The sequence below is a fragment of the Staphylococcus sp. GDX7P312P genome, assembly GCF_008385775.1.
GTDB lineage: Bacteria > Bacillota > Bacilli > Staphylococcales > Staphylococcaceae > Staphylococcus > Staphylococcus haemolyticus.
Window position 1 is genome coordinate 21,321 of the sequence record NZ_VUKI01000002.1, and the last position, 21,096, is coordinate 42,416.

Here is a 21,096-nt window from a genome sequence, read left to right on the forward strand (position 1 = left end):
TGAACAAACATTTGTTCGTTTTTATGTTGACTAAGAACAGATGTTCTGTTACAGTATGTATACAAACAAATGTTCTAGAGGTGAAAGTGATGTTTAATAAATATAAAAATAAATTATTAACTAATATAGCTGTTGTATCAATATCTTGTGCTGTTTTTATAGTATTTTTCATGAATTTATATCATAACGCTCAAATGGAACAAACGTACGAAATAACTGATCATACTATTTCTAAAAAGGCAATTATTAAAGATGATAATAAGAACGTAAATACTACAAATGGGGAACAAAATGACTACAAAGTGTTCGCATTTGTAAGATGATTATAAATTTGAGGTCTGTCAAAGCTATTTAAATGTCAATAGCTTTTGTCTAGACCTCTTTTTTGTTATATTTTATGAAGTAAAAGAGAAAATATTAATGGGAATATAGAAAGAGTGATAGTTATGTCTAATGATAATTTAAATATAGATAGAATTAATGAGCTTGCTAAAAAGAAAAAGGAACAAGGTTTAACTGAAGCTGAAGCTAAAGAACAATCAAAATTGCGTAAGAAATACCTCGAAGCATTTAGAAAAGGGTTTAAACAACAAATTGAGAGCACAAAGGTGATAGATCCTGAGGGTAATGATGTGACACCTGAAAAATTAAAAAAGATACAAGAACAAAAATAAAAATTAGATTATAGTTCGTTGAGTTTAAACGATTATCAATTTCAATATTTTTAAGTTATAATATACGAAAGATGATTAAAGTAGAAGGGAAGTATTAGAGATGTTTAACGAGAAAGATCAACTAGCGATTGATACGATTAGAGCTTTAAGTATTGATGCAATCGAAGAAGCTAATTCAGGTCATCCTGGATTACCTATGGGAGCTGCACCAATGGCTTATACTTTATGGACACGCCACTTAAATTTTAATCCTCAATCTAAAGACTATTTTAATAGAGACCGTTTTGTATTGTCGGCTGGACATGGATCTGCGCTATTATACAGCTTGTTACATGTTTCAGGCAGTCTTGAATTAGAAGAATTGAAGCAATTTAGACAATGGGGTTCTAAAACACCTGGACACCCAGAATTCAGACATACTGATGGTGTTGAAGTTACTACTGGCCCTCTTGGACAAGGCTTTGCTATGTCTGTAGGTATGGCTCTAGCTGAAGACCATTTAGCTGGTAAATTTAATAAAGATGATTTCAATATTGTTGACCATTATACTTATGTGCTAGCTTCTGATGGTGATTTAATGGAAGGTATTTCTCATGAAGCTGCTTCATTTGCTGGCCATAACCAATTAGATAAGCTAATTGTTTTATATGATTCAAACGATATTTCATTAGATGGCGAATTAAATAAAGCCTTCTCTGAAGATGTTAAGAAACGATTTGAAAGTTATGGTTGGAATCACATATTAGTAAAAGATGGTAATGATTTAGACGCTATCGATAAGGCAATAACTAAAGCTAAATCTCAAAATGGTCCAACTATGATTGAAGTTAAAACAATTATCGGTTATGGTGCTCCAAACGTGAGTGGTACTAATGGTGTCCATGGTGCACCACTAGGTTCAGATGAGAGAAAATTAACTTTTGAGGCATATGGTTTAGATCCTGAAAAACGTTTCAATGTGCCAGAAGAAGTATATGAAATTTTCCAAACAACTATGTTAAAACGTGCAAATGAGCATGAAGATGCATGGAAAGCATTACTAGAAAATTATTCTAAACAATATCCAGAATTAGCAGATGAATTTAAATTAGCTATTAGTGGTAAATTACCTAAAAACTATAGAGATGAATTACCACGCTTTGATAGCGATCATAATGCAGCAACACGTGCTGATTCAGGTGAAGTAATTCAAGCATTAAGTAAATCAGTTCCGTCATTCTTTGGTGGTTCTGCTGACTTAGCTGGTTCTAACAAATCTAACGTTAAAGAAGCGACTGATTATGATAGAAATACACCTGAAGGTAAAAATATATGGTTTGGTGTACGTGAGTTCGCTATGGGTGCAGCTGTAAATGGTATGGCAGCACACGGTGGATTACACCCTTATGGTGCAACATTCTTTGTATTTAGTGACTACTTAAAACCAGCGTTGCGTTTATCAGCTATTATGGGATTAAATTCAACATTTATCTTCACACATGATTCAATCGCTGTAGGTGAAGATGGACCTACTCATGAGCCAATTGAACAATTAGCGGGCTTAAGATCAATACCAAATATGAATGTCATTCGTCCAGCTGATGGAAATGAAACAAGAGTAGCTTGGGAAGTAGCTCTTGAATCAGAACAAACACCAACTTCTTTAGTATTAACTCGTCAAAATTTACCATATTTAGATGTAGATGAAGAGACAGTTGAACAAGGTGTTCGTAAAGGTGCTTATGTTGTCTTCGAAACTGAAACTAAACCTGAGTATCTATTACTTGCTACTGGTTCTGAAGTTAGCTTAGCAATTGAAGCAGCTAAAGATTTAGATAAACAAGGTAAAGGTGTACGTGTAGTATCAATGCCTAACTGGTTTGCTTTTGAACAACAATCAGAAGAATATAAAGAGTCTGTAATTCCTAAAGAAATTACTAAACGTGTTGCAATTGAAATGGCATCTCCATTAGGTTGGCACAAATATGTAGGCACTGAAGGTAAAGTGATAGGTATTGACCAATTTGGTGCAAGTGCCCCTGGTGACTTAGTAGTAGAAAAATATGGTTTCACTAAAGAAAATGTATTAAATCAAATTCGCACATTTTAATATTAGATAAGAAATTAGGTAACTGAGAAGGCTTTCATTGGAAAGTCTTCTTTAATTTGAATGAGCAATACAAAATAATTTTTCAGTTAGCTAAAAATAAGTATTACATTTGTTTAAGTATTTGTTATGATAACAAATGGATGCAGAATTACTAACTAGCTCTTGAAAATAGAATAGTAATTTAGTAAAATTCAGTAGGATATAGAAAGTGGGTGAAACAATGGCAACATGGTTAGCAATTTTATTAATCATTGTAGCGCTTATCGGTGGACTAGTTGGTGGTTTCTTTTTAGCACGTAAATATATGATGGATTATTTGAAAAAAAACCCACCTATTAATGAAGAAATGTTACGAATGATGATGATGCAAATGGGTCAAAAACCATCGCAAAAGAAAATCAATCAAATGATGACAATGATGAATAAAAACATGGACCAAAATATGAAAGGTAAATAAAGCCTATCATAAAGGGCATTACAGCGATTTTGAAATTTCACTGTAATGCCCTATTTTTATTACTGGCAGCAAATTGGAAACACTTTTTATATTTTTTGATTTATCTTTTCATATTCTTTATTTAACACGTCAGCGATCTCGCTTTCAGTGTTCGGGTATAAATGACCGTATATGTTTGCCGTTGTTTGTATATCACTATGTCCTAAATGGCGTGATACAACATACAACGACACACCAGCATTAATTAATAACGAGGCATGAGAATGTCTGAAGTAATGAACGCGTATATGAGGCAAATTAGCCAATTCTGTGCCACGTTTTAAAAATATGTTAACGCTAGTTGGCGAAATAGGGTTAGGCTTGTTATATGCCGTGAATAAGTAATCAGTTTTCTTAACATACTTATATTTGTCTTTCTTATACTTTATTAATTCTTTAATCAAGTCTATAACATGATTAGGAACACTGATACAACGTTCTGATGAAGTATTTTTCACTGTTGATATTTCTTCTCCAGTCCAGCTTTTATCAACTGTTATCATGTTGGTTTTGAAATCTATATCAGATATACGCAAAGCCAAAACTTCCCCCTTACGCATACCACTCCAAAACAAAATATTGAATAACGCTTTTTGCTTGATCGACGTTAAAACATTTTCAAATTGTTGAAATTGTTCAAGCGTCCAATATTTTAATTTAACCGTTTCTTGTTTTTTAGGTAATTCAACAATATTTACAATGTTCTTTTCAAGTTCATAGAAATTGACAGCAAAATTCATTATCGCTGAAAGGTAGCGCTTAATGTTTTTCATTGAAGTATTAGAATATTTGTTTAAGACAGAGTTATAAAAATCGTCAATATCTTTAGGGGTAATTTTGTGAATGTTTATTGATTTAAAATGAGGTATTAGAACCGTTTTAATTAGATTGTTTTGATTTTTAATAGTTGTATTCTTTTTGCGACCAATTGAATATTTCATGTAAGCATTGGCTAATTCTTCGAATGTAATATATGCACTTTTATTACGTTCAATTTCTAACTGTTTTAAAAACTCACGTTCAGCAGCTTGGGCGTCTTTCTTTTTATCAAACCCACGTCTTTTTGCTTGTTTTGTTTTACCTTCAATATCTTTATATCTTAACTGAAAAAACCATTTATTCGTTTGTTTATCTTTAAATACTGACATGTTATACACCTATCGCACTTGTAGACAAGTAATAGTTATATAATAGATCAATTCGCTTTCTAGCGTTTTGTTTTTTCTCGTTAAAAAAAGACATTAATTGACTTTCGCTAAATAGTTCAAAGTCTTCAATAACTTGTTGAGGCATTCTAAATAATATAGAAAATTTATTCGCTTCATTTTCAAGTTTGTAGTTATACATTTCATTCATTATTCTTTGATCTGTATTGTGTAATAGGTAGTGACCTAATTCATGTGTAAATTCTTCCCACATCTTGCGAGGGTTGTCTTTTTTGATATATATAAATGGATAGTTACGGTACTCCATGTAGCAAGAAATATCTTTATTGTATATTACAAAGATACCTAAATAACTTGAAATACCGTCTATGCTAAAATCAATATTATTTTCTGTTAGTTCGTTTATGAGTTGGTTTGCTTTTTCTTCTATATACATAGTTCACTCTCACTTTCCGAACTTTTTATATCTCATTTTTAAGTGAGAGTATAAAAAATTATTGCTTTTTTGCTCTCTCGATCATGAAATCAGCTTGTTCTTGTAATCTTTCTAAAATACGCATACGATCTTCCAAAGGTAATGCGTCAAAGGCTTTCTTATCACTAAACATAATTTTTTCGTAATCTACTTCTTTATCGTCAACGATTAGATCAGAAATTTTACAATTCAACGCATTTGAAAGGCTTTCTAATTGAGGTTGAGTTGCCTTTGAGTAACTTCTTTCAATATTAGAAATAGCTTGTGCTGAAATACCAGTTTTATTTGAAAGTTCTACTTGTGTGAACCCGCGTCTTTTACGCATAAATTTAATATTTTTACCTAAGTCCATAACTATTCTCCTCTAAACGCTATTATTTATTACCTCGTTTGTATTTTTCTATCATGAAGTCGGCTTGTTCACGCAAAGAATTTAAAATTATATCTTGTTGTTCTTTAGGCAGTTCATTAAAACTTTCTTGGTCGCTAAACATCAATACACCATTCGGATCATGTTGTGATTGATCGACTTTATCAATGTAACCAGCTAAAGACATCAAAAAATTATAATCAACGCGAAACCCTTTAGCGATTTTACGCAAGTCTTCTGGAACTGGAGTAGCACGAAGTCCACGTTCTAACTGTGAAATATAAGTGTGTGATAAACCAGTCTTATATGCGGCTTGCTGTAATGTGTAGTTTCTATCCTTACGTGTTTTTAATAAAAAATCAGTCAATTCTTTACTTGCTCGTTCTCTAGCTTTTTTATTACTCATATTTGTTCATCACCTAATGTTAGTATAGTCTAAAAAATAACGCATTTTAAATAATTATTTAAAAAAGTTTAAAAAATCTGTTTACAATGTTTAAAAAATAGTTTAAAGTGTTTACTAAGAAGTTAAACATTTGTTTAAACTTTTTAAACTTATTAAACAAAAAGGAGGCGTTAACGTGTACGCAATCATTAAGAAAGAAAAAGTGATGATTAAACTAGATAAGCTAGGTTTAAATCACTCGGAGTTTTCAAATAAAGTTGGAATTACAAGAAGTTATTTCAGCCAAATATATAACGGTCGTAAGACGTCTATATCAGCAGCAGAAAAAATTGCACATCATTTAGGTGGCAATGTTGAAGAATATTTTTGTTTGTTTGTAGGTCAACGCGAAATTAATTTTGTTTAATTATTTTATTTATAACACAGAATAACGTAACACGTTATAAATATTATGGAATTTAACAAAAATTTTATATTTTTGGAGGTATGGAAATGTTGTATAAATTACGCATGGAAAGACAAAAGCACAAAAAGACACAACAAGACATGGCAAACTTATTGCACATTAGTCGTTCATCATACAGCGATAAAGAAGTAGGGCGTCAACATTTTAGACATGACGAAATGGTTATAATCGCTCGTGAATTTAACGTTACGCTTAACGATATATTCTGGGAAGATGAAGAACTAGACAAAGAAATTTACGTTTGATTTTAACTAACGGATAACGTTAAAAACTTAATAAAAACAACTTAAAAGGAGTAATAAAATGAATTGGGATAAATTAAGTAATTATTATAAAAAGCACGAGACTAACATTTTAAAAATGTGGAACAACAATTTTGAAAAAATAAGCAAAACATTAATTGAAAGAGCATATGACATGGAAGAAATTGAAATTTTAACTAAATTAAGTCCATTTGATCTAGTTAGAACAAATAGCTGAGAAGAATACGAAGTTGTATATATTACTGGTAATGGAAATGTTGCTGTCATTAGAGAAGATACGACAGACGATAATTATATCGAAATTGATGTTGAAGATTTGGAAAAAGAAGTTACATTACCGTGGAATTGTTTAGGTAGAATTTTTGAGGCTGACAGTACAATGTCAGAATTTATTGATAGAAATATAGATGTTGTATCAAATATTGGGTTTGAAATTTATCGTTTGCCAGACCAAGACAGCTACTTTTTAGGAGTTAAAAGTGTTAGCAGTGAGGCACTTATAGAATTATTCACACCATTGTATCTTGAATGGACTAAATGGAACGAAGAAGAGTTTCAAAAGTTTCTAAAGGAGGCGAAAGTGTAATGAGTTTTTACAATTTTAGCGACACAACAGATTATAACAACTTTTACGGCGAAGATAATAACGACAATGATGATTGGTATAACGAAGATTATTACGAAGATTTACGCGCTGAACGTAATATGGGGGAAGATTAAAAAAACGCCTACACCGTAAAAGTGTAGACGAAAAAGTTCTCCAAAAAAGTATCAAAAATATGAAAGATAGTTGCAAGAGCATTATAGCAAAGGAGAAGAAAAATGTCATTAAAAAAAGATATTCCAAGTATAAAAACTAAAGATATGAGCAATGAAGATTGGTTGAAGATCAGAACAAAGTCAATCGGTGGTAGTGATTGTGGCGCAATATTAGGCATGAACAAATACGAAAGTCCGTTATCGCTTTATAACAAAAAACTAGGCATTATTGAACAGGAAGATATAAGCGAAAAGCTACCAGTCGTGTTTGGTAATTGGAATGAAGATTTAGTCGCAAAATTATTTGAAAAAGAAACAGGCAAGAAAGTTAGAAATCATAATTATATGATGTATCACAAAGACTATCCGTTTATTAGCGCTAACGTGGATAAGGTGTTAGTAAGTGAAAATGCAATACTAGAATGTAAAACAGCGTCAGAATTTAAAAAGAAAGACTGGATAGACGGAAATGTTCCAGGAAGCTACATGGCACAATGTTATCATTACATGCTAGTAACAGGTGCTGAACGTGTATATATAGCCGTATTGTTTGGTAATAGTACATTCCAGTGGGAAGTCGTAGAACGCGACGAGGAAGTTATACAAAGTATTTTAGAAACAGAGATCAATTTTTGGAACAATCACGTTGAGAAACGTATTCCACCCGAAACAGACGGTTCAGAGGCGTCAGAAAACGCACTTAATCAAATGTGGAAACAAACTAAACCACAAAGCGTTGAATTAGACGATCAACGTGCTGAACTTTTAAGACAATGGAGTGTCATTAAACAACAACGCACACAATTAGATAAAGACGAAAGAGCAATCAAAAACAAGTTACGCGAATACATGGGAGAAAACGAACAAGGCGAAACTGAAAATTTTAAGGTAACGTGGAAACCTCAAAAAAGTAATCGCTTTGATAAAAAACGTTTTGAAAAAGAAAACCCAGAACTAGCAAAACAATATATAAACACAAGCGAAAGTCGTGTATTAAGAATATCAGAACTATAACTAACGCAATACGTTAAAATATAGCTTAATTTAACACACAGAGCTTATATTTCGAACGAAATAATTAAAAAGGATAAATAATACCTAAAAAGTATTTCGTTTCTTATACGGCGTCTGTGTAACAAATAAATGGAGGAATAGAAAAATGGCAACACAAAATGAATTTAAAAATCAACTTACAAAAAAAGAAGATAAAGGAAATACAAACGCACAAACACAAACAAAAAGCACAAACCCTAGAACGATCGCACAAAACTATTTAGCAAAAATGAAACCGGAAATTGAAAAAGCATTACCAGCGCATATGTCGCATGAACGTATGACACGCATTGCGTTAAGTGCAGTGAACAGTAACCCGGAACTTACGGAAGTAATCTTGAATAACCCTACATCGTTTTTAGGCGCTTTAATGCAATCAGCGCAATTAGGTCTTGAGCCTAATACAAATTTAGGTCATGCGTACCTAATTCCTTACTACGACAAAAATTCTGGTAAAAAGATCGTTAACTTACAACTTGGATATATGGGACTTTTAGACCTGGCACATCGTTCTGGCATGTATCAAAAAATATTTGCTATGCCAGTTTATAAAGATGATTATTTTGAATATCAGTACGGGACTAATGAAAAACTTAATCACGTACCAGCACAAGTAACTAAAGGCGAGCCGATCGGTTATTACGCGTTTTATAAGCTGACTAATGGCGGCGTTCACTTTGTGTACTGGAGTAGACAAAAAATGCAAATGCACAAAGACAGATACACACGTCGTGGCAGCGTTTGGAATAACAATTTTGACGCTATGGCACTAAAAACAGTGATTAAAGATGTGCTTAAATATGCGCCTAAGTCAGTTGAAATGGGCGAGGCGGTACAAAGTGATGAAAATAATTTTGAATTTAACGAAGATAGCAAAGTAATTGATGTAACAGATTACGAAACGGAGGAAAACAAATAATGAATATTACTGTTAACGGCGCTGGAATTGATAAAGCGATTATTAAACATCAAAATTTTAAATTCGTGAAAGAGGTTGAAATGGAAGATTATGGCGTAAGAATTACGCTATACCCTTACCGACATGATTATGCAGCTACACAAGTGATATATACTAAATTAGTTGTAGATGAAATGTCTATATACGATACACTTGAAGAAATGAGCTGCGCATTAAGTGATTGGATCGAAAACGAAACAACGGAATATGAAAGAATATTTGCAGAACTAACGTCAATCTGATAATATGTATTTATCGCATAAGGCATGATAGTTTTTATCATGATTAAGTGACCGCTAACGGAAATTAGTGGTCGCTTTTTTTATTTCTAACGCATTTTATTAAAAAACTTAAAAATTTTTTATAACGACAGACGCCTATACAAAGGCGTCTTTTTTTGTTTACTAAAAAAATAACTAACATATTACGTTATTTATGTCGTAAAAATATAATTTATGTGTTAGTATTTAAGTACAAATTAATTAAAGGAGTTGAAAATGCAAGTGGTTAAAAGATTGAACAGCTACTATGCAAAACCGAAAGCAATCAGAATTGCAACAATAACAAAGGAAACGACATTAAAACAATTAGCGAAAGATGTAAGCACACATTATCAAACAATAGTGAATGTCGCTGGAGGCAAACAACCAACTAGCGAATTACGTGCTAAAGCGATTGCTAATCAATTAGACGTAAAAGTAGAAGATATTTTTGAGGTTGGTAAGCGATGAGTAGCATGAAGAAAATAGAAAAATTGATAATAGATAACGACTTTAAATGCGATATTTGCGGAAAAGAATTATCGTTTCAAAGTAATTATTCTGTCGATCATATAATACCTAAAATATTTGGAGGTAGTGACAGAATAGAGAATTTAGAAATATGTTGTCGTACGTGTAACACAAGACGTCGTGACAGAATTGGAGACGATCACTTTTGGTTTCAATATAGAAAATTTAACGAATTAATGACTACTAAATTAAAAACAGAACTTCTAAGTTACGAACGTAGACATGGTTTAATTACTGATGAAGATATAGATATTATGATAAACGCTAAAAATGATTTAATAAATGCAATTAATGAAAAGTTTAGCGAGATAGAAAATCTGAAAAATGTTCCTATCAGTAAGCTGGGAGTTATTTCAAAAGGTCAGTTTGCTAAAGAAAGATATAAAAATTCGCATTTAACCATGAGTTATGAGCATTACAGAAGTCAAACAGTAGGAGGTTAAATGTGAGTAACTACGAAATGATGAACGGCATAATAGCAACGTTTAGCGGAGAAAATAGAAAAATAACTATCAATCGTATTTATTTAGAAATAACTAAAGATTATCCGTGCGCAGCATTTTTAGATCAACTTATTTACTGGTCGGATAAATCTTCTAGAAATGACGGTTTCTTTTATAAAAAATACGAAGAATGGCGAGAAGAATTGTTGTTATCTGATTATCAAATTAGACGAGCAACAAAGAAATTGAAAGAAATGGGTTTTGTTGAAACATCGTTAAAAAAAGCTAATGGAACGCCAGTAACACATTATAAAGTTAACATGGACGCGGTAAGAGAAGCGATTGTGAAGGAACTTAATAATCGACAGTTAACAAACTCAACATTCGAAAATAAAGAAACTCAATATTCCTTGGAATGTAAAGAAACTAAACAATCATTAACAGAAGACTACAACATAACATCACAACAGAAAAATACAACAGACAATGTCGGTCAAGCGCTATCGCTTTTATTTGATAACTTTATTACTATTTCACAAAAAACAAAAAGTGAAATTGAATTTAGTTTAGAAGATATTGGAGAAAATGCTTACGATATAACACAACTAGCAATCAATTACACCAAACAACAAAACAAAGGCATTAATTACCTAAAAGCAATACTAAACAACTGGGCAAAAGAAAAAGTTAAAACAGTTGAACAAGCACAAGAAAAGTTATCGCCTAATCAACGCAAGACAAAACAACAACAAAAAACAGAAGAAAAAAATAGTTTCTGGGAAAACAAGTTGAAAGGAGTTAGCGGTAATGAATGGTAAACAAGCTATTGAAATATTAATCAAACTTGATACTTGTTTTGATATGAATTTCGAGAATGACGAAAAGAAATATCAAATGTGGGTTACTAAACTAACTGAAAAAGGCGATTATGAAAAAACGTTGCGTAAAACAGAACGCTACATTGAAGAAAATCGTTTTAAACCAGTTATCGCTGACATACTTGTTAAGAAAACACATTATATAGACCAGCAAGATGATTACGACGATAAAACAAAAAGGCATTTGGAACGTTTAAAGAATGATCCGACGTACAGACAAGAAGTTGAAAAAAAGAAAATGGAGTTAAGAAAAGCAATGCAACAAACATTCAACAAAACAACACAGGAAGACGTGATTGATGATGAACGTTGAAAATGTAATCGCTTATGAAAAATCATTAATCGCTAATTTACTAAAGAATAATGACCTACTACAAAAATTAGCTTTAAAACCGCATATGTTTTATGCGGTCGAACATCAAGAATTTATTAAGTTTGTTCAAGAAAAAAATAGAATATCACTCAATGAAATATCAAACGAAACTCGTCGTAATGACCATTTCATGAATGATGATGAATTAGGTTATCTTGTTAACAGTGATTTAACTGACAGAGTATTTTTCAGAGAAGAACAAGTAAACATCTTGAATGGTTACAAAGATAGAGAAGTTAAAAAAGCATTTGCACAGTATCAAATGGACGAAATAGACATCAACGAACTTAATAAAGCAGTTGAAGAAATCAACAGCTTAACGATCGAGGCTGAAGATGAAAAAAAGAATTATATCAACGAAGTGATCGACGAGATCATGGGAGAAAAAGTCGAGAAGTTTCAGACAGGCATTAAGTCGATTGATAAAAAAATAGGTGCATTTGAGCCGGGTCAGATGAATGTAATTGCAGCGCGCCCGTCAGTCGGTAAAACAGCTTTGACGCTCGAAATGATGATAAGATTAGCGAAAAGCGATGTAGAAACTACATTCTTTAGCTTAGAGACATCTGGTAAAAACGTTATACAACGTCTAACAGCTAATTTAAGTGGTGTCGAACTACAAAAATTTAAACACACTGAATTGTTAGATATTGAAGATATAGACAACATTATGAAGGTGCTAGGCGTAATTGATAAGTTACCTATCAATATTGTGTATAACGCAATGACAACGACGGAAGATATAAGAATGCAAGCGTTAAAGCAAAACGAAAGACAGCAAGTAATATTTGTTGATTACATTCAGATTATGAAAGCCGTAACGCCTAACCCTACAAGTAGACGTATGGAAGTAGAACAAATATCACGCGATCTTAAAACGATCGCAACAGAAACAGGCGCGATAATAATTATAGTCGCACAACTTAATAGAGGCGCTGAAAACAGAAGTGACAAGCGCCCGATGATTTCTGACATCAAAGAAAGCGGGTCAATCGAACAAGATGCCAACATGATATTCATGTTGTATCGTGAAGATTATTACGACGATGAACTCGTGGATACTGTAAATGGCATTTCAGTTGTTGAATGTAATATCGCTAAAAACAAAGACGGCGAGGGTGGTGTTATAAAACTTGACTATCACAAGAAAACACAGAGGTTTTATAGTCACGACTACTTCGGTGCTAATGATTAAAGATTTATTACACATAGTTAGACAGTTATATAAAGAATTTTACTGTGATGAAGTTTTAAGTTATGTCTATCTTGAATTTGGCTTAGCAATCAGTCGTTTAATACAGCGTGACGAAATTAGTTATTACGACAATTTCAATAAAGAAGAAGTAAAAAACAAAGTGTTTAACGAGGTAGATTGGTTGAAAGCTAATCATTTTTCGATTGAAACTAACGGTTTCTGATAATTTTTTATTATAAATAACGTAAATTTTAATTTTAAAGGCGTTTTTAGCTTATAAATCAAAAATACGATAAATAATACCGAAAGTTAAATATCGTACGAAATTCGAAGGCTGAGTAACCTTAAAAGTTAAATTAGGAGGAAAGAAAACATGAATGGCGAAGAACTAAAAAATTACGATCGCGACACATTACTAAATATGGTTCACGATCAACTCAATGAAGTGTACGACTTAATAGAACAAATCAATGACAACACGCAATATCAAGTAAGCAGCATGGTTATGTTCGCGATACACGAAAGAGATTTAAGAAAAGCAAAAGATTTAAGTGGCATATCAACGCTAGACGGTAGACCGCAAATGTTAGCAATCGCAATGAGAGGCGACAGAAAATTAATGCCGTTTATAGACACATTTAACGAAATGCAACAATACGATCCGAAAAGTTTTATACAACAAGCAGTAGACAATGACTAATCAAAAGGAGAATAAAAAAATGAATTTACAAAACATAAACATTGAAAACAAAACAGAGGAACAATTTGCAATCATGGTTCGCAAATTGATGAAACAAGTTACAGACTTTATTGAACGTGGAGAAAATGAATTAGGTTTCAAAATTGATTACATGACAGCGATAAATATTGAGGACAGTACCGGTGGTGGCATTCACTCGTTACAAACTATGAAAGCAGGACACAATTTGTTAGAACAATCAATTTTTGATGACGAAGGAGAACCGACAGCATTATTTCAACTTGCGCATATCATTTTAAGAGAAATGGTTGACGATGTTATAGAAATAGATTTAGACAATTTATCTGACGAAGATTTATAGGAGGACAAAACAATGAAAAACAACATAAGTATTTTAATTTCTGGAATGATGTTTAACGTCTTATTTTTCATCTTATTACTTAACGACGTATTTATTACTGATACAACAGCATATGCAGGTCTCGTATCGTTATTGACTTATTACTTTTTTAAACATCATTTTTTCAAACAAGAAGAAAGCAACAATAAATAAAGGAGTGGGATCTTGAAAAGTGAACAAGTTATCGCAGCAGTAACACAATTTGAACATGAATTACTTGAAGATAAATTAAAAGGCGATAGAAACGACATAGGCTTTTTATTAGAAAATATTAAGCATTATGACGTTAGCGAATTGCATACATTGATTGACGTTGCGATCGTAAACGAAAACAACACATTAAGCGTTTACGAATTATTAATCAACGCTATTGTTACGCCTAACAATGAACGCGATCAGTTCTATAACAAATATGGCGTAAATTTAGAAATAACACGTAATATAGCACTACAAACTTACGCAGAGTTTTACAGACGTACAGATAATGCAGGCAAGATTAACACAATCGAAGATATTTACAAAGCAATGGAAACACAAAGGGAAAATGGAGGTAAAAAATGAGTAACGAAATTCAATTAAGTAATAATTTGACAACGATAGAAACAGAAATTAAAAGTTATCAAAACATTGCAGGTCAATCAATATTTGAAATTGGTCGTAGATTGAAACATGTGAAAGAGAATGACCTAGCGCATGGCGAGTTTGGTAAGTGGTTAGAAAATATTGGAATGCACAGACAGCAAGCTCATAGATTTATGAAAATAGCCGACGAGTTTCAAAATTCAAACTCAACACTAGTGTTACATTTGGGGATTAAAGCATTATATCAATTGGCAACTATGCCAGAGGAACAACGCAACCATGCAATTGAGCATGGTGTTGAAACAAAAAAAGGTAAAAAACGTATTGATGAAGTTACTACTACAGAAATCGAAAAATATAAAAAACAACTCAAACAGCAAGAACAAGAAAAAGCACAAATGCAATCGCAACTTGAACAAGCGCGTAAATCAGAACAAACAGCAATTAAACAGCTAGAAGATGAACAAAACAAAACACCCGAAACTAAAACAGAATATAAAGAAGTGATACCCGACAAAGTAAAAAAACAACTCGATCAAATCGAGAATAATAAAAAGTTATTAGAACAAAAAGAAAAAGAAAATCGAGAAATCAGAAAGAAATTAAGAGAACAGCAAGAAGAATTAAGAAAGCAACAAGATAAAGCTAATGAACAGTTTATTCAAGACGGTTTGTCTGATGAAGAAATAATCTCAAGACAACGCGTTTTAGCAGAAACAAACTTGCTTGAAATTAAAGAATATACTGATGAATTTTTAAATAAAGTTAGCATAAATACTTTTAGGGACGCAGCGATAGCAAAATCATCACAACGTACCAAAAATATGATTTATGAAAGTGCTGAAGAAGTTATACGCTGGGCTGAAAGTATAAAAAATAAAATCAACACTAATAATTTTGTTGAGGACGCAAATTTTAGGGAGGAATTTTAAATGAACATTTTACCTAGTTTTTTAACAAGAACAAACAAAAACAATGAAACAAACGTTATCAATGCAATAGCAAACCGAGCAAACACAGATGAAAATACTGTAAGAATTGTATTAGAAGCTAGTTATCAACTAACACAAAATGCTAACGATGAATTAATGCAAAAGCAAGAAGATTTATACAATTATATTAAATCACAAAACCAAACAAACCAATCAAATATACAAAAATTAGCGAATGGTTTAAATGAAGTTAACAACAAACAAAAAATAACTAATATTCATTTAAAAGAATTGCAAGAAGAAATTACAAACAAAGCAAAGAAAGCAGCGAAAGGCACAAACCAAATGGATAGTGACGAAATTTTATTTGGAAATTTAACAATGGAAGAAGTGCTAAAAAGACAAGAAGATCAAGCGAAAGAAACAAAACATTATAAAAAGGTCGTTGCTAAATACAAACGACGTATATGGTACTTAATCAAGTTACACATGAATGATATTTATGGTACATCTAAAGCAAAAAGAAAAGAAGATTTTCAAGATTATATGTTCCATGAAATTCAAGACTATATTAAAAATATAAGCGTGTATGAAGTTAGACAAATCAATAAATAATTAAAGGAGAAATTATAATGAATTACGCAATTTATACTGGACGTATTACTAAAGATTTACAGTTAAAACAAACACAAAGCGGGAGAAGTGTATTGTCTTTTGATATTGCAGTACAAAGAGATTATAAAAACAAACAAACAAATGAATACGACACAGATTTTATACCGTGTTTAGCAGGTGGCACAACAGCTGAATTTATCGCAAATCATGCAAGTAAGGGAGATTATATTTGTATAAGTGGACGTATGCAAAATAACAATTTTACACGTGACGACGGTTCAACAAATTACGGACAACAACTGATCGTGAGAAACTTTGACGCAAATACATTATTTGCAGCAAATAAAAACGATCAACAATCACAACAACGCGGTTCATATCAACAAAACGCAAACAACGTACCACAACAACAAAGAGGACAAGCGCAAAACGGTTGGCAACAACAGCAGCAACAAAACAACCAACAACCCAATCCGTTCGCAAATGCTAACGGACCAATAGACATTGAAGATGACGACTTACCTTTCTAATTTATACACATATGTGAATAAATGTGTGGATAACTAACGCATTATGTTAAAAAAGAATTAAAGATAACGGAGGAATAGGAAATGAACAAACAATTATCAAACGCTGAAAAAGAAATATTACGAAGAAATGATGTAAGTGTTGAAACTTACAACAAACGTATCAAGTTAGGGTGGAATGAAGATAACGCATTATTTTTAGATAACACATTTAGAAAAGTTGGCGATCATATTTATAAAACGTTTTACGTGAAAGGCAAATCGTTAAGAATGTCGCCTACAAACTATTACAACATGCGCAGCCATAAACTTAATTATGAAATCGTTAATACGAGATTAAACAACGGTATAGACATGAAAGACGCTTGTACAAAGCACTATGGCGACTATGATTGTGATATTTATACGCCGGAAGAAATCAAACAAAAAAATGGACGTCAATCACGTAAGGCGTCTATTGATTATACAAAACTATTATTTGGACAAATGATGAAAAATTTTATAAGTGAGGAGGAATATCAATCATGCGTCAAATTGAAATAATTAAAGGCACAGCTAACGAAATGGAACAACTTGAAACATTAGTTAACGACTTTCTAGCAAAAACGAATGGAAAAGTGATTGACGTTACTTCAACGGAAAATATTAAACCAACAGGCGTTAAGCATAAAGTTTTGATATACACGATCGAATATGAAAGTGGTTTCGAGGGATATGTTGATCTATTTAATCACATTACATCAAATCAATATCCGCATAAAACAGTATTAAAAGCATTTTTCAAACTACAATCGCCATTCGTATCAGATGAAACATTAAACAAATTAGTCGATAGATACGAGAACGTAAACATTACAGAAATTTTAAGTGAGTTTTCAAATATAGAATACAAGTAAGGGAGATAGTAAGTTGAAAACATATCCAGAGAAAAACGATTATTTGGTAGTTACACACTTAGACGGAGAAGATTATAAAGGTGGTATAACGCTGAAAGTTATCAGAACAGCAAGATGTGTAAATGACGATAGGGGATCATTTTATACGTGCAGAGACGTCGAAGGTAATGACGTTGTAGTTAACAACGACGATAGTTACAGATTAATAAAAAATCAGTTCAGTAGTTTTTAGGAGTGAAAACATGCAAACAAAATTATACAACGAAAAACGTGAACATCTAGCCACTGTAAAACAAACAGAGAACGGGTTATACGACGTTGTAGGCGTCGAAGGCACTCAACTATCACATATTAAAAGACGTGGCAGCATACACAATCTGAACACATTTAAACGTGATTTTGAATTGTATTACGCAAGCGAGTTCACTAATCAACAAACAAGCATATTTGACTATTTAGGAGGTTAAACATGAGTGAACAAGAAAGTCTTAACATGTGGAACGACTTTAAAAGTAATTTAATAAATCGTTTTATAAATAATAGACAAGCATTTTTAAGAACTGAAGATGATACAGAAGAAGAAACGTATTTACACGCATATGACATGGCTTACCGTACATTACTTCAAGAAATGGATATGTACGATAAGCGAGACGATCTAAATTACATTTTAGAACATAAAAAAATGATATAAGGAGATTTTAAACATGAAATTACAAATTAAAAAATTATCAGATGACGCAATTATCCCAGTGAGAGCAAACGAGACGGACAGCGGACTAGATATGTTCACAGCGTTTGAAACAACTATCCCGGCACACTCAACGAAGATCATTCCGACAAGTATCGCAATTCAACTTCCTTATGGTTATGAAGGACAAGTACGACCACGATCAAGTAAGTCAGCGAAAACTAAATTACGTGTACAGTTAGGCACAATTGATTACACATACAACAAAGATGTAGGTATTATTTGTGACAATATCAGCGATCAACCAATCACAATACCTAAACATGAGAAACTAGCACAATTAGTTATCGTGCCAGTATCTTATTGTGACACGGAGGAGGTAACACACTTTGACACAAAACACGAAAAAGAACGTGGCGGGTTCGGTTCAACAGACGCATAATACAGAAATTATTCAACTAGACGATATTGTAGATAAAGTGAAAGCTATTTTAAACCGAAAGAGTGATAACGAATGAATAACAATGATGATTTTATGAATACAGTTATCAATATCGTAACAGCGATTATATTAATCGCAATTACTATCTTCATTTTAGGTGTATTAGGAATGAGTTTGTACGGGCTATGGCAGTGGGTGTCGTAGTCCTATGAACGACATTTATTTAATCAAAGAAACAAAACACGAAAAAACAGGCGAAGTGTTTAGAGAAATTATTAAAGCGAAACACAACGTCAGTTATAAAGTGATCGAAAGTAATGATATTGAACAGTTAAAGCAGCAATATCCAAGCTATGAAAATAAAAATATGACAAAGCGAGGTAAATAAATTGCCGAAGATTAAACGAAAAGTAAATAAACTAAAAAAAGTGCCTATTAGTCGTATTCCTTTAAAAAAGCAAGAAAAGATATTAAAGACGCAACGACTTGCATTAAGGACTATTCTTGACTATGAAAAAGATTTATCGCGATATGCACTAATCAAAAGTGAAATCAAAAGCGTAAATAATCGAATAAGCAACGTTAAACAACTAAAAAGAGAAAAGAGGTATAAAACTATAAGAAAAGCCATTCCGTTTCTTCTCGTAGGGCTGAGTGGTTTTCTCGTATACGTTATAAATAAAGATAAATACAGACAAGATGATGTGGACGTGAATAGCACATGTTAAAATCAATATTTATTTTAATAACGATCGTGTTTATCGTTTATATGCTTATACAAACACATATCATATTTAGAGAGTTAAGAGAGATGAAACACGCTAATGATAACCCTATGTTACGTTATAGCATATATGTAATTGTGGTATTGGTATGGGTATTGTATATTGCAGAAATGGTTTATATTTAACGACACAAACGACGAAAATATTTCAAAATTAAATAAAAACGTCCTTATGACAGGAACGAACACAATTATAACTCCATGCTTATGGGGTTATTTTTGTTTGTTTTACTAACGGATAGTGTTAAAATATACGGGAAAATAAAAAAATAAGTTAGTAGGTGGTAACGTAAATGAAAGTAATCATTAAGTCAACGATCAAGATAATCGTTGTTATATCAGTGTATGAAACAGTAAAGACAGTTCATGAATTTATAAAAGGTTATCGTTCTTACACACCTAGACAACTAAATAAATAAGGAGTTTTTTATTTGAATATTGATTTTTCAAAATTACATTGGATAGAAGATAACAATGGATATAAATTTGGCTACCCAGACGTATCAATCATAGGCAGATATGCGCTTGATAAATATGGGCTGGAGTTGTTTATTGATGTTGACGATATGACGATTTTAGAGGCTTATGTGTACATACATGAAGGTGATTGCATAGATGATGACGATAATTGCGTTCGAGTGTCTAACGAGTTTTTGACCGTCATTACAAACGCATTAAAGCAAATGGGTATCATTTATGACTAATTACAAGAACAGAGGCATGTTTCTCGAAAAAGTTATCAATATATCAAACAAGCAATATCTTGAACGCGGGTTAGCTTTAATTAATAAAGTGCCAACACCTACAAGTATCAATACTAGAAAAGGAACAGCACGTTATACAGAAAAGAGTACAGTCGATTTCACAGGCGTTTCACAAGGTACATTTATAGCCTTTGACGCTAAAGAAGTTAAAACAACAAACTTTCCTTTTTCACGTGTACAACCACACCAAGAACAATATTTAATCAACGCGTATAAGCAAAAAGGACAAGCATTCTTAATCATCTTATTTACACAACATAACGAATTATATCGTATTGACATTGACGAATACGAACGCTTAAAAAAGCATTATTTGCAAAATAACCGAAAATCAATTCCATATACATGGTTTAAAGAGCATAAGCGACCAATCACAAGTAAAAATGGTATTTATTACGATTACTTAAATAAGGCGCATTATGTAAAAGGAGGTGGCTATTAATTGAAAGAATATACGCCTAAAGATGTTATAGGCATGATGAGAACATACAGCGACGACATAAAAATGCGCGATAGATTAAAACGCGAATACGAAGAAGAACGGAACGCGTCATCTGTTAGCGCAGCGCAATATGGAATTGAAAGTGTAATGCCACATGGTAATGGAGTTAGTAACCCAACGCAAAAAGCAGCTGAACAATTACTTTTACAATATGGCGCATTAGAGCGCGTGCAAGCGAAGATTGATTTTATTGATGAACGATCAAAACGCATACACAAGAACCAACACATTGTCACGTTAGCATTACGTCTTGAAGGCGAAACATGTCAATACATTGCAAACATTCTTGAAGTAAAACGCACACGCGTTCAAAACATTATTAATGAAATGGCGCAACTTATGTGCAAGAACGATGAAGAATATCGTTTATATTGTGCTAAAAAAAATATCAACCCAATTTATTAAA

At 32.3% G+C, this 21,096-nt stretch carries 41 protein-coding genes; 37 read left to right on the forward strand and 4 right to left on the reverse strand.

Going from position 1 to position 21,096, the window contains the following annotated elements:
* Nucleotides 1-89 precede the first annotated feature (89 nt).
* From sosA to F1592_RS00600, 4 genes are all read left to right on the forward strand, one after another.
* Nucleotides 90-323, forward strand: a complete 234-nt coding sequence (sosA, locus tag F1592_RS00585; RefSeq protein WP_149809489.1) for a DNA damage-induced cell division inhibitor SosA — start codon at nt 90-92, stop codon at nt 321-323.
* Nucleotides 324-446: 123 nt separating this feature from the next.
* Entirely contained in the window at nt 447-674 is a 228-nt protein-coding gene (locus tag F1592_RS00590; RefSeq protein ID WP_149809488.1) for a DUF896 domain-containing protein, read from the forward strand.
* A 100-nt stretch (nt 675-774) separates the two neighbouring features.
* Nucleotides 775-2,763, forward strand: coding sequence for a transketolase (gene tkt / locus F1592_RS00595; protein WP_033080042.1), 1,989 nt, complete (start codon nt 775-777; stop codon nt 2,761-2,763).
* 220 nt (nt 2,764-2,983) lie between these two features.
* Nucleotides 2,984-3,220, forward strand: a complete 237-nt coding sequence (locus F1592_RS00600) for a YneF family protein (protein ID WP_059748503.1) — start codon at nt 2,984-2,986, stop codon at nt 3,218-3,220.
* A gap of 86 nt (nt 3,221-3,306) precedes the next feature.
* Here the strand turns inward: F1592_RS00600 and F1592_RS00605 are convergent, their stop codons facing one another.
* From F1592_RS00605 to F1592_RS00620, 4 genes are read right to left on the reverse strand one after another with little or no spacing between them, the layout of a single operon-like run.
* Nucleotides 3,307-4,407 carry a site-specific integrase gene (locus F1592_RS00605; protein ID WP_149809487.1) on the reverse strand — a complete coding sequence of 367 codons (1,101 nt, stop codon included), beginning with the start codon at nt 4,405-4,407 and terminating at the stop codon, nt 3,307-3,309.
* Nucleotide 4,408: 1 nt separating this feature from the next.
* Nucleotides 4,409-4,861: an ImmA/IrrE family metallo-endopeptidase gene (locus F1592_RS00610; RefSeq protein WP_149809486.1), complete on the reverse strand. Its 453-nt coding sequence runs from the start codon at nt 4,859-4,861 to the stop codon at nt 4,409-4,411.
* 58 nt (nt 4,862-4,919) lie between these two features.
* Nucleotides 4,920-5,252, reverse strand: coding sequence for a helix-turn-helix domain-containing protein (locus F1592_RS00615; RefSeq protein ID WP_107635895.1), 333 nt, complete (start codon nt 5,250-5,252; stop codon nt 4,920-4,922).
* A 22-nt stretch (nt 5,253-5,274) separates the two neighbouring features.
* Entirely contained in the window at nt 5,275-5,676 is a 402-nt protein-coding gene (locus tag F1592_RS00620; RefSeq protein ID WP_104948282.1) for a helix-turn-helix domain-containing protein, read from the reverse strand.
* A gap of 175 nt (nt 5,677-5,851) precedes the next feature.
* Here F1592_RS00620 and F1592_RS00625 point away from each other — a divergent pair, with 175 nt between their 5' ends.
* From F1592_RS00625 to F1592_RS00765, 33 genes are all read left to right on the forward strand, one after another.
* Nucleotides 5,852-6,082, forward strand: coding sequence for a helix-turn-helix domain-containing protein (locus F1592_RS00625; protein WP_107635894.1), 231 nt, complete (start codon nt 5,852-5,854; stop codon nt 6,080-6,082).
* A gap of 86 nt (nt 6,083-6,168) precedes the next feature.
* Complete coding sequence (locus F1592_RS00630) at nt 6,169-6,387, forward strand: helix-turn-helix transcriptional regulator (protein WP_223197191.1); 219 nt, start codon at nt 6,169-6,171, stop codon at nt 6,385-6,387.
* A gap of 58 nt (nt 6,388-6,445) precedes the next feature.
* Nucleotides 6,446-6,622 carry a hypothetical protein gene (locus F1592_RS13545; protein ID WP_188294653.1) on the forward strand — a complete coding sequence of 59 codons (177 nt, stop codon included), beginning with the start codon at nt 6,446-6,448 and terminating at the stop codon, nt 6,620-6,622.
* 99 nt (nt 6,623-6,721) lie between these two features.
* Complete coding sequence (locus F1592_RS00635) at nt 6,722-6,991, forward strand: hypothetical protein (RefSeq protein ID WP_149809485.1); 270 nt, start codon at nt 6,722-6,724, stop codon at nt 6,989-6,991.
* Complete coding sequence (locus tag F1592_RS13915) at nt 6,991-7,125, forward strand: hypothetical protein (RefSeq protein WP_261793730.1); 135 nt, start codon at nt 6,991-6,993, stop codon at nt 7,123-7,125. Before F1592_RS00635 ends, F1592_RS13915 begins: the two co-directional genes overlap by 1 nt.
* Before the next feature lie 102 nt (nt 7,126-7,227).
* Nucleotides 7,228-8,178 (forward strand): YqaJ viral recombinase family nuclease, encoded by a 951-nt coding sequence (locus tag F1592_RS00640; RefSeq protein WP_059748590.1) that lies wholly within the window; start codon nt 7,228-7,230, stop codon nt 8,176-8,178.
* Nucleotides 8,179-8,323: 145 nt separating this feature from the next.
* On the forward strand, nt 8,324-9,136 hold the full coding sequence (locus tag F1592_RS00645; RefSeq protein WP_149809484.1) for a recombinase RecT: 813 nt from the start codon (nt 8,324-8,326) through the stop codon (nt 9,134-9,136).
* Nucleotides 9,136-9,417 carry a DUF1108 family protein gene (locus tag F1592_RS00650; RefSeq protein WP_149809483.1) on the forward strand — a complete coding sequence of 94 codons (282 nt, stop codon included), beginning with the start codon at nt 9,136-9,138 and terminating at the stop codon, nt 9,415-9,417. Before F1592_RS00645 ends, F1592_RS00650 begins: the two co-directional genes overlap by 1 nt.
* A 255-nt stretch (nt 9,418-9,672) precedes the next feature.
* Nucleotides 9,673-9,906 carry a transcriptional regulator gene (locus F1592_RS00655; RefSeq protein ID WP_104948288.1) on the forward strand — a complete coding sequence of 78 codons (234 nt, stop codon included), beginning with the start codon at nt 9,673-9,675 and terminating at the stop codon, nt 9,904-9,906.
* Nucleotides 9,907-9,911: 5 nt separating this feature from the next.
* Nucleotides 9,912-10,409: an HNH endonuclease gene (locus F1592_RS00660; RefSeq protein WP_188294654.1), complete on the forward strand. Its 498-nt coding sequence runs from the start codon at nt 9,912-9,914 to the stop codon at nt 10,407-10,409.
* Between the two features lie 2 nt (nt 10,410-10,411).
* A complete protein-coding gene (locus F1592_RS00665) occupies nt 10,412-11,227 on the forward strand; it encodes a DnaD domain protein (protein WP_149809481.1) in 816 nt (271 codons plus the stop codon).
* On the forward strand, nt 11,217-11,600 hold the full coding sequence (locus tag F1592_RS00670; RefSeq protein ID WP_149809480.1) for a hypothetical protein: 384 nt from the start codon (nt 11,217-11,219) through the stop codon (nt 11,598-11,600). Before F1592_RS00665 ends, F1592_RS00670 begins: the two co-directional genes overlap by 11 nt.
* The gene (locus F1592_RS00675) at nt 11,587-12,855 is read left to right on the forward strand and encodes a DnaB-like helicase C-terminal domain-containing protein (RefSeq protein WP_149809479.1); all 1,269 of its coding nucleotides are present in this window, start codon (nt 11,587-11,589) and stop codon (nt 12,853-12,855) included. The genes F1592_RS00670 and F1592_RS00675 overlap by 14 nt, the downstream gene beginning before the upstream one ends.
* A complete protein-coding gene (locus F1592_RS00680) occupies nt 12,794-13,078 on the forward strand; it encodes a hypothetical protein (protein ID WP_188294655.1) in 285 nt (94 codons plus the stop codon). Before F1592_RS00675 ends, F1592_RS00680 begins: the two co-directional genes overlap by 62 nt.
* 150 nt (nt 13,079-13,228) lie before the next feature.
* The gene (locus tag F1592_RS00685) at nt 13,229-13,555 is read left to right on the forward strand and encodes a DUF2482 family protein (protein WP_149809478.1); all 327 of its coding nucleotides are present in this window, start codon (nt 13,229-13,231) and stop codon (nt 13,553-13,555) included.
* A 19-nt stretch (nt 13,556-13,574) separates the two neighbouring features.
* Complete coding sequence (locus F1592_RS00690; protein WP_149809477.1) at nt 13,575-13,916, forward strand: hypothetical protein; 342 nt, start codon at nt 13,575-13,577, stop codon at nt 13,914-13,916.
* A 12-nt stretch (nt 13,917-13,928) separates the two neighbouring features.
* On the forward strand, nt 13,929-14,108 hold the full coding sequence (locus tag F1592_RS00695; protein ID WP_137028937.1) for a hypothetical protein: 180 nt from the start codon (nt 13,929-13,931) through the stop codon (nt 14,106-14,108).
* Between the two features lie 12 nt (nt 14,109-14,120).
* Nucleotides 14,121-14,516, forward strand: coding sequence for a hypothetical protein (locus F1592_RS00700; protein ID WP_149809476.1), 396 nt, complete (start codon nt 14,121-14,123; stop codon nt 14,514-14,516).
* Nucleotides 14,513-15,469 (forward strand): hypothetical protein, encoded by a 957-nt coding sequence (locus F1592_RS13550; RefSeq protein WP_188294656.1) that lies wholly within the window; start codon nt 14,513-14,515, stop codon nt 15,467-15,469. The genes F1592_RS00700 and F1592_RS13550 overlap by 4 nt, the downstream gene beginning before the upstream one ends.
* Nucleotides 15,470-16,084, forward strand: a complete 615-nt coding sequence (locus F1592_RS00710; protein WP_149809475.1) for a hypothetical protein — start codon at nt 15,470-15,472, stop codon at nt 16,082-16,084.
* Between the two features lie 17 nt (nt 16,085-16,101).
* On the forward strand, nt 16,102-16,614 hold the full coding sequence (locus tag F1592_RS00715) for a single-stranded DNA-binding protein (protein ID WP_149809474.1): 513 nt from the start codon (nt 16,102-16,104) through the stop codon (nt 16,612-16,614).
* An 81-nt stretch (nt 16,615-16,695) separates the two neighbouring features.
* Complete coding sequence (locus tag F1592_RS00720; protein ID WP_149809473.1) at nt 16,696-17,154, forward strand: hypothetical protein; 459 nt, start codon at nt 16,696-16,698, stop codon at nt 17,152-17,154.
* A complete protein-coding gene (locus F1592_RS00725; RefSeq protein WP_149809472.1) occupies nt 17,136-17,507 on the forward strand; it encodes a hypothetical protein in 372 nt (123 codons plus the stop codon). The genes F1592_RS00720 and F1592_RS00725 overlap by 19 nt, the downstream gene beginning before the upstream one ends.
* A 13-nt stretch (nt 17,508-17,520) precedes the next feature.
* Nucleotides 17,521-17,739, forward strand: coding sequence for a hypothetical protein (locus F1592_RS00730; RefSeq protein WP_059748523.1), 219 nt, complete (start codon nt 17,521-17,523; stop codon nt 17,737-17,739).
* 10 nt (nt 17,740-17,749) lie between these two features.
* Nucleotides 17,750-17,974 (forward strand): hypothetical protein, encoded by a 225-nt coding sequence (locus F1592_RS00735; protein ID WP_137028929.1) that lies wholly within the window; start codon nt 17,750-17,752, stop codon nt 17,972-17,974.
* Between the two features lie 2 nt (nt 17,975-17,976).
* A complete protein-coding gene (locus tag F1592_RS00740; RefSeq protein ID WP_059748525.1) occupies nt 17,977-18,201 on the forward strand; it encodes a hypothetical protein in 225 nt (74 codons plus the stop codon).
* Nucleotides 18,202-18,214: 13 nt separating this feature from the next.
* Nucleotides 18,215-18,640 carry a dUTP diphosphatase gene (locus F1592_RS00745; RefSeq protein WP_149809471.1) on the forward strand — a complete coding sequence of 142 codons (426 nt, stop codon included), beginning with the start codon at nt 18,215-18,217 and terminating at the stop codon, nt 18,638-18,640.
* Between the two features lie 72 nt (nt 18,641-18,712).
* Nucleotides 18,713-18,844: a hypothetical protein gene (locus F1592_RS13920; protein WP_261793729.1), complete on the forward strand. Its 132-nt coding sequence runs from the start codon at nt 18,713-18,715 to the stop codon at nt 18,842-18,844.
* 4 nt (nt 18,845-18,848) lie between these two features.
* Complete coding sequence (locus tag F1592_RS00750; protein ID WP_149809470.1) at nt 18,849-19,028, forward strand: DUF1381 domain-containing protein; 180 nt, start codon at nt 18,849-18,851, stop codon at nt 19,026-19,028.
* A gap of 689 nt (nt 19,029-19,717) precedes the next feature.
* Nucleotides 19,718-19,843, forward strand: a complete 126-nt coding sequence (locus F1592_RS13925; protein WP_262926627.1) for a hypothetical protein — start codon at nt 19,718-19,720, stop codon at nt 19,841-19,843.
* Nucleotides 19,844-19,855: 12 nt separating this feature from the next.
* Complete coding sequence (locus F1592_RS00755; protein ID WP_149809468.1) at nt 19,856-20,128, forward strand: hypothetical protein; 273 nt, start codon at nt 19,856-19,858, stop codon at nt 20,126-20,128.
* Nucleotides 20,121-20,630, forward strand: coding sequence for a Holliday junction resolvase RecU (locus tag F1592_RS00760; protein WP_137028909.1), 510 nt, complete (start codon nt 20,121-20,123; stop codon nt 20,628-20,630). Before F1592_RS00755 ends, F1592_RS00760 begins: the two co-directional genes overlap by 8 nt.
* Complete coding sequence (locus tag F1592_RS00765; protein WP_104948309.1) at nt 20,631-21,095, forward strand: hypothetical protein; 465 nt, start codon at nt 20,631-20,633, stop codon at nt 21,093-21,095.
* Nucleotide 21,096: the final 1 nt, after the last annotated feature.

What these genes read in the sequence shown, in the direction of transcription:
- sosA (WP_149809489.1), top strand. Translation starts at nt 90, where the DNA reads ATGTTTAATAAATATAAAAATAAATTATTAACTAATATAGCTGTTGTA.
- F1592_RS00590 (WP_149809488.1), top strand. Translation starts at nt 447, where the DNA reads ATGTCTAATGATAATTTAAATATAGATAGAATTAATGAGCTTGCTAAA.
- tkt (WP_033080042.1), top strand. Translation starts at nt 775, where the DNA reads ATGTTTAACGAGAAAGATCAACTAGCGATTGATACGATTAGAGCTTTA.
- F1592_RS00600 (WP_059748503.1), top strand. Translation starts at nt 2,984, where the DNA reads ATGGCAACATGGTTAGCAATTTTATTAATCATTGTAGCGCTTATCGGT.
- F1592_RS00605 (WP_149809487.1), bottom strand. Translation starts at nt 4,407, where the DNA reads ATGTCAGTATTTAAAGATAAACAAACGAATAAATGGTTTTTTCAGTTA.
- F1592_RS00610 (WP_149809486.1), bottom strand. Translation starts at nt 4,861, where the DNA reads ATGTATATAGAAGAAAAAGCAAACCAACTCATAAACGAACTAACAGAA.
- F1592_RS00615 (WP_107635895.1), bottom strand. Translation starts at nt 5,252, where the DNA reads ATGGACTTAGGTAAAAATATTAAATTTATGCGTAAAAGACGCGGGTTC.
- F1592_RS00620 (WP_104948282.1), bottom strand. Translation starts at nt 5,676, where the DNA reads ATGAGTAATAAAAAAGCTAGAGAACGAGCAAGTAAAGAATTGACTGAT.
- F1592_RS00630 (WP_223197191.1), top strand. Translation starts at nt 6,169, where the DNA reads ATGTTGTATAAATTACGCATGGAAAGACAAAAGCACAAAAAGACACAA.
- F1592_RS13545 (WP_188294653.1), top strand. Translation starts at nt 6,446, where the DNA reads ATGAATTGGGATAAATTAAGTAATTATTATAAAAAGCACGAGACTAAC.
- F1592_RS13915 (WP_261793730.1), top strand. Translation starts at nt 6,991, where the DNA reads ATGAGTTTTTACAATTTTAGCGACACAACAGATTATAACAACTTTTAC.
- F1592_RS00640 (WP_059748590.1), top strand. Translation starts at nt 7,228, where the DNA reads ATGTCATTAAAAAAAGATATTCCAAGTATAAAAACTAAAGATATGAGC.
- F1592_RS00645 (WP_149809484.1), top strand. Translation starts at nt 8,324, where the DNA reads ATGGCAACACAAAATGAATTTAAAAATCAACTTACAAAAAAAGAAGAT.
- F1592_RS00650 (WP_149809483.1), top strand. Translation starts at nt 9,136, where the DNA reads ATGAATATTACTGTTAACGGCGCTGGAATTGATAAAGCGATTATTAAA.
- F1592_RS00655 (WP_104948288.1), top strand. Translation starts at nt 9,673, where the DNA reads ATGCAAGTGGTTAAAAGATTGAACAGCTACTATGCAAAACCGAAAGCA.
- F1592_RS00660 (WP_188294654.1), top strand. Translation starts at nt 9,912, where the DNA reads ATGAAGAAAATAGAAAAATTGATAATAGATAACGACTTTAAATGCGAT.
- F1592_RS00670 (WP_149809480.1), top strand. Translation starts at nt 11,217, where the DNA reads ATGAATGGTAAACAAGCTATTGAAATATTAATCAAACTTGATACTTGT.
- F1592_RS00675 (WP_149809479.1), top strand. Translation starts at nt 11,587, where the DNA reads ATGATGAACGTTGAAAATGTAATCGCTTATGAAAAATCATTAATCGCT.
- F1592_RS00685 (WP_149809478.1), top strand. Translation starts at nt 13,229, where the DNA reads ATGAATGGCGAAGAACTAAAAAATTACGATCGCGACACATTACTAAAT.
- F1592_RS00690 (WP_149809477.1), top strand. Translation starts at nt 13,575, where the DNA reads ATGAATTTACAAAACATAAACATTGAAAACAAAACAGAGGAACAATTT.
- F1592_RS00695 (WP_137028937.1), top strand. Translation starts at nt 13,929, where the DNA reads ATGAAAAACAACATAAGTATTTTAATTTCTGGAATGATGTTTAACGTC.
- F1592_RS13550 (WP_188294656.1), top strand. Translation starts at nt 14,513, where the DNA reads ATGAGTAACGAAATTCAATTAAGTAATAATTTGACAACGATAGAAACA.
- F1592_RS00710 (WP_149809475.1), top strand. Translation starts at nt 15,470, where the DNA reads ATGAACATTTTACCTAGTTTTTTAACAAGAACAAACAAAAACAATGAA.
- F1592_RS00715 (WP_149809474.1), top strand. Translation starts at nt 16,102, where the DNA reads ATGAATTACGCAATTTATACTGGACGTATTACTAAAGATTTACAGTTA.
- F1592_RS00720 (WP_149809473.1), top strand. Translation starts at nt 16,696, where the DNA reads ATGAACAAACAATTATCAAACGCTGAAAAAGAAATATTACGAAGAAAT.
- F1592_RS00725 (WP_149809472.1), top strand. Translation starts at nt 17,136, where the DNA reads ATGCGTCAAATTGAAATAATTAAAGGCACAGCTAACGAAATGGAACAA.
- F1592_RS00735 (WP_137028929.1), top strand. Translation starts at nt 17,750, where the DNA reads ATGCAAACAAAATTATACAACGAAAAACGTGAACATCTAGCCACTGTA.
- F1592_RS00740 (WP_059748525.1), top strand. Translation starts at nt 17,977, where the DNA reads ATGAGTGAACAAGAAAGTCTTAACATGTGGAACGACTTTAAAAGTAAT.
- F1592_RS00745 (WP_149809471.1), top strand. Translation starts at nt 18,215, where the DNA reads ATGAAATTACAAATTAAAAAATTATCAGATGACGCAATTATCCCAGTG.
- F1592_RS13920 (WP_261793729.1), top strand. Translation starts at nt 18,713, where the DNA reads ATGAATAACAATGATGATTTTATGAATACAGTTATCAATATCGTAACA.
- F1592_RS00750 (WP_149809470.1), top strand. Translation starts at nt 18,849, where the DNA reads ATGAACGACATTTATTTAATCAAAGAAACAAAACACGAAAAAACAGGC.
- F1592_RS13925 (WP_262926627.1), top strand. Translation starts at nt 19,718, where the DNA reads ATGAAAGTAATCATTAAGTCAACGATCAAGATAATCGTTGTTATATCA.
- F1592_RS00760 (WP_137028909.1), top strand. Translation starts at nt 20,121, where the DNA reads ATGACTAATTACAAGAACAGAGGCATGTTTCTCGAAAAAGTTATCAAT.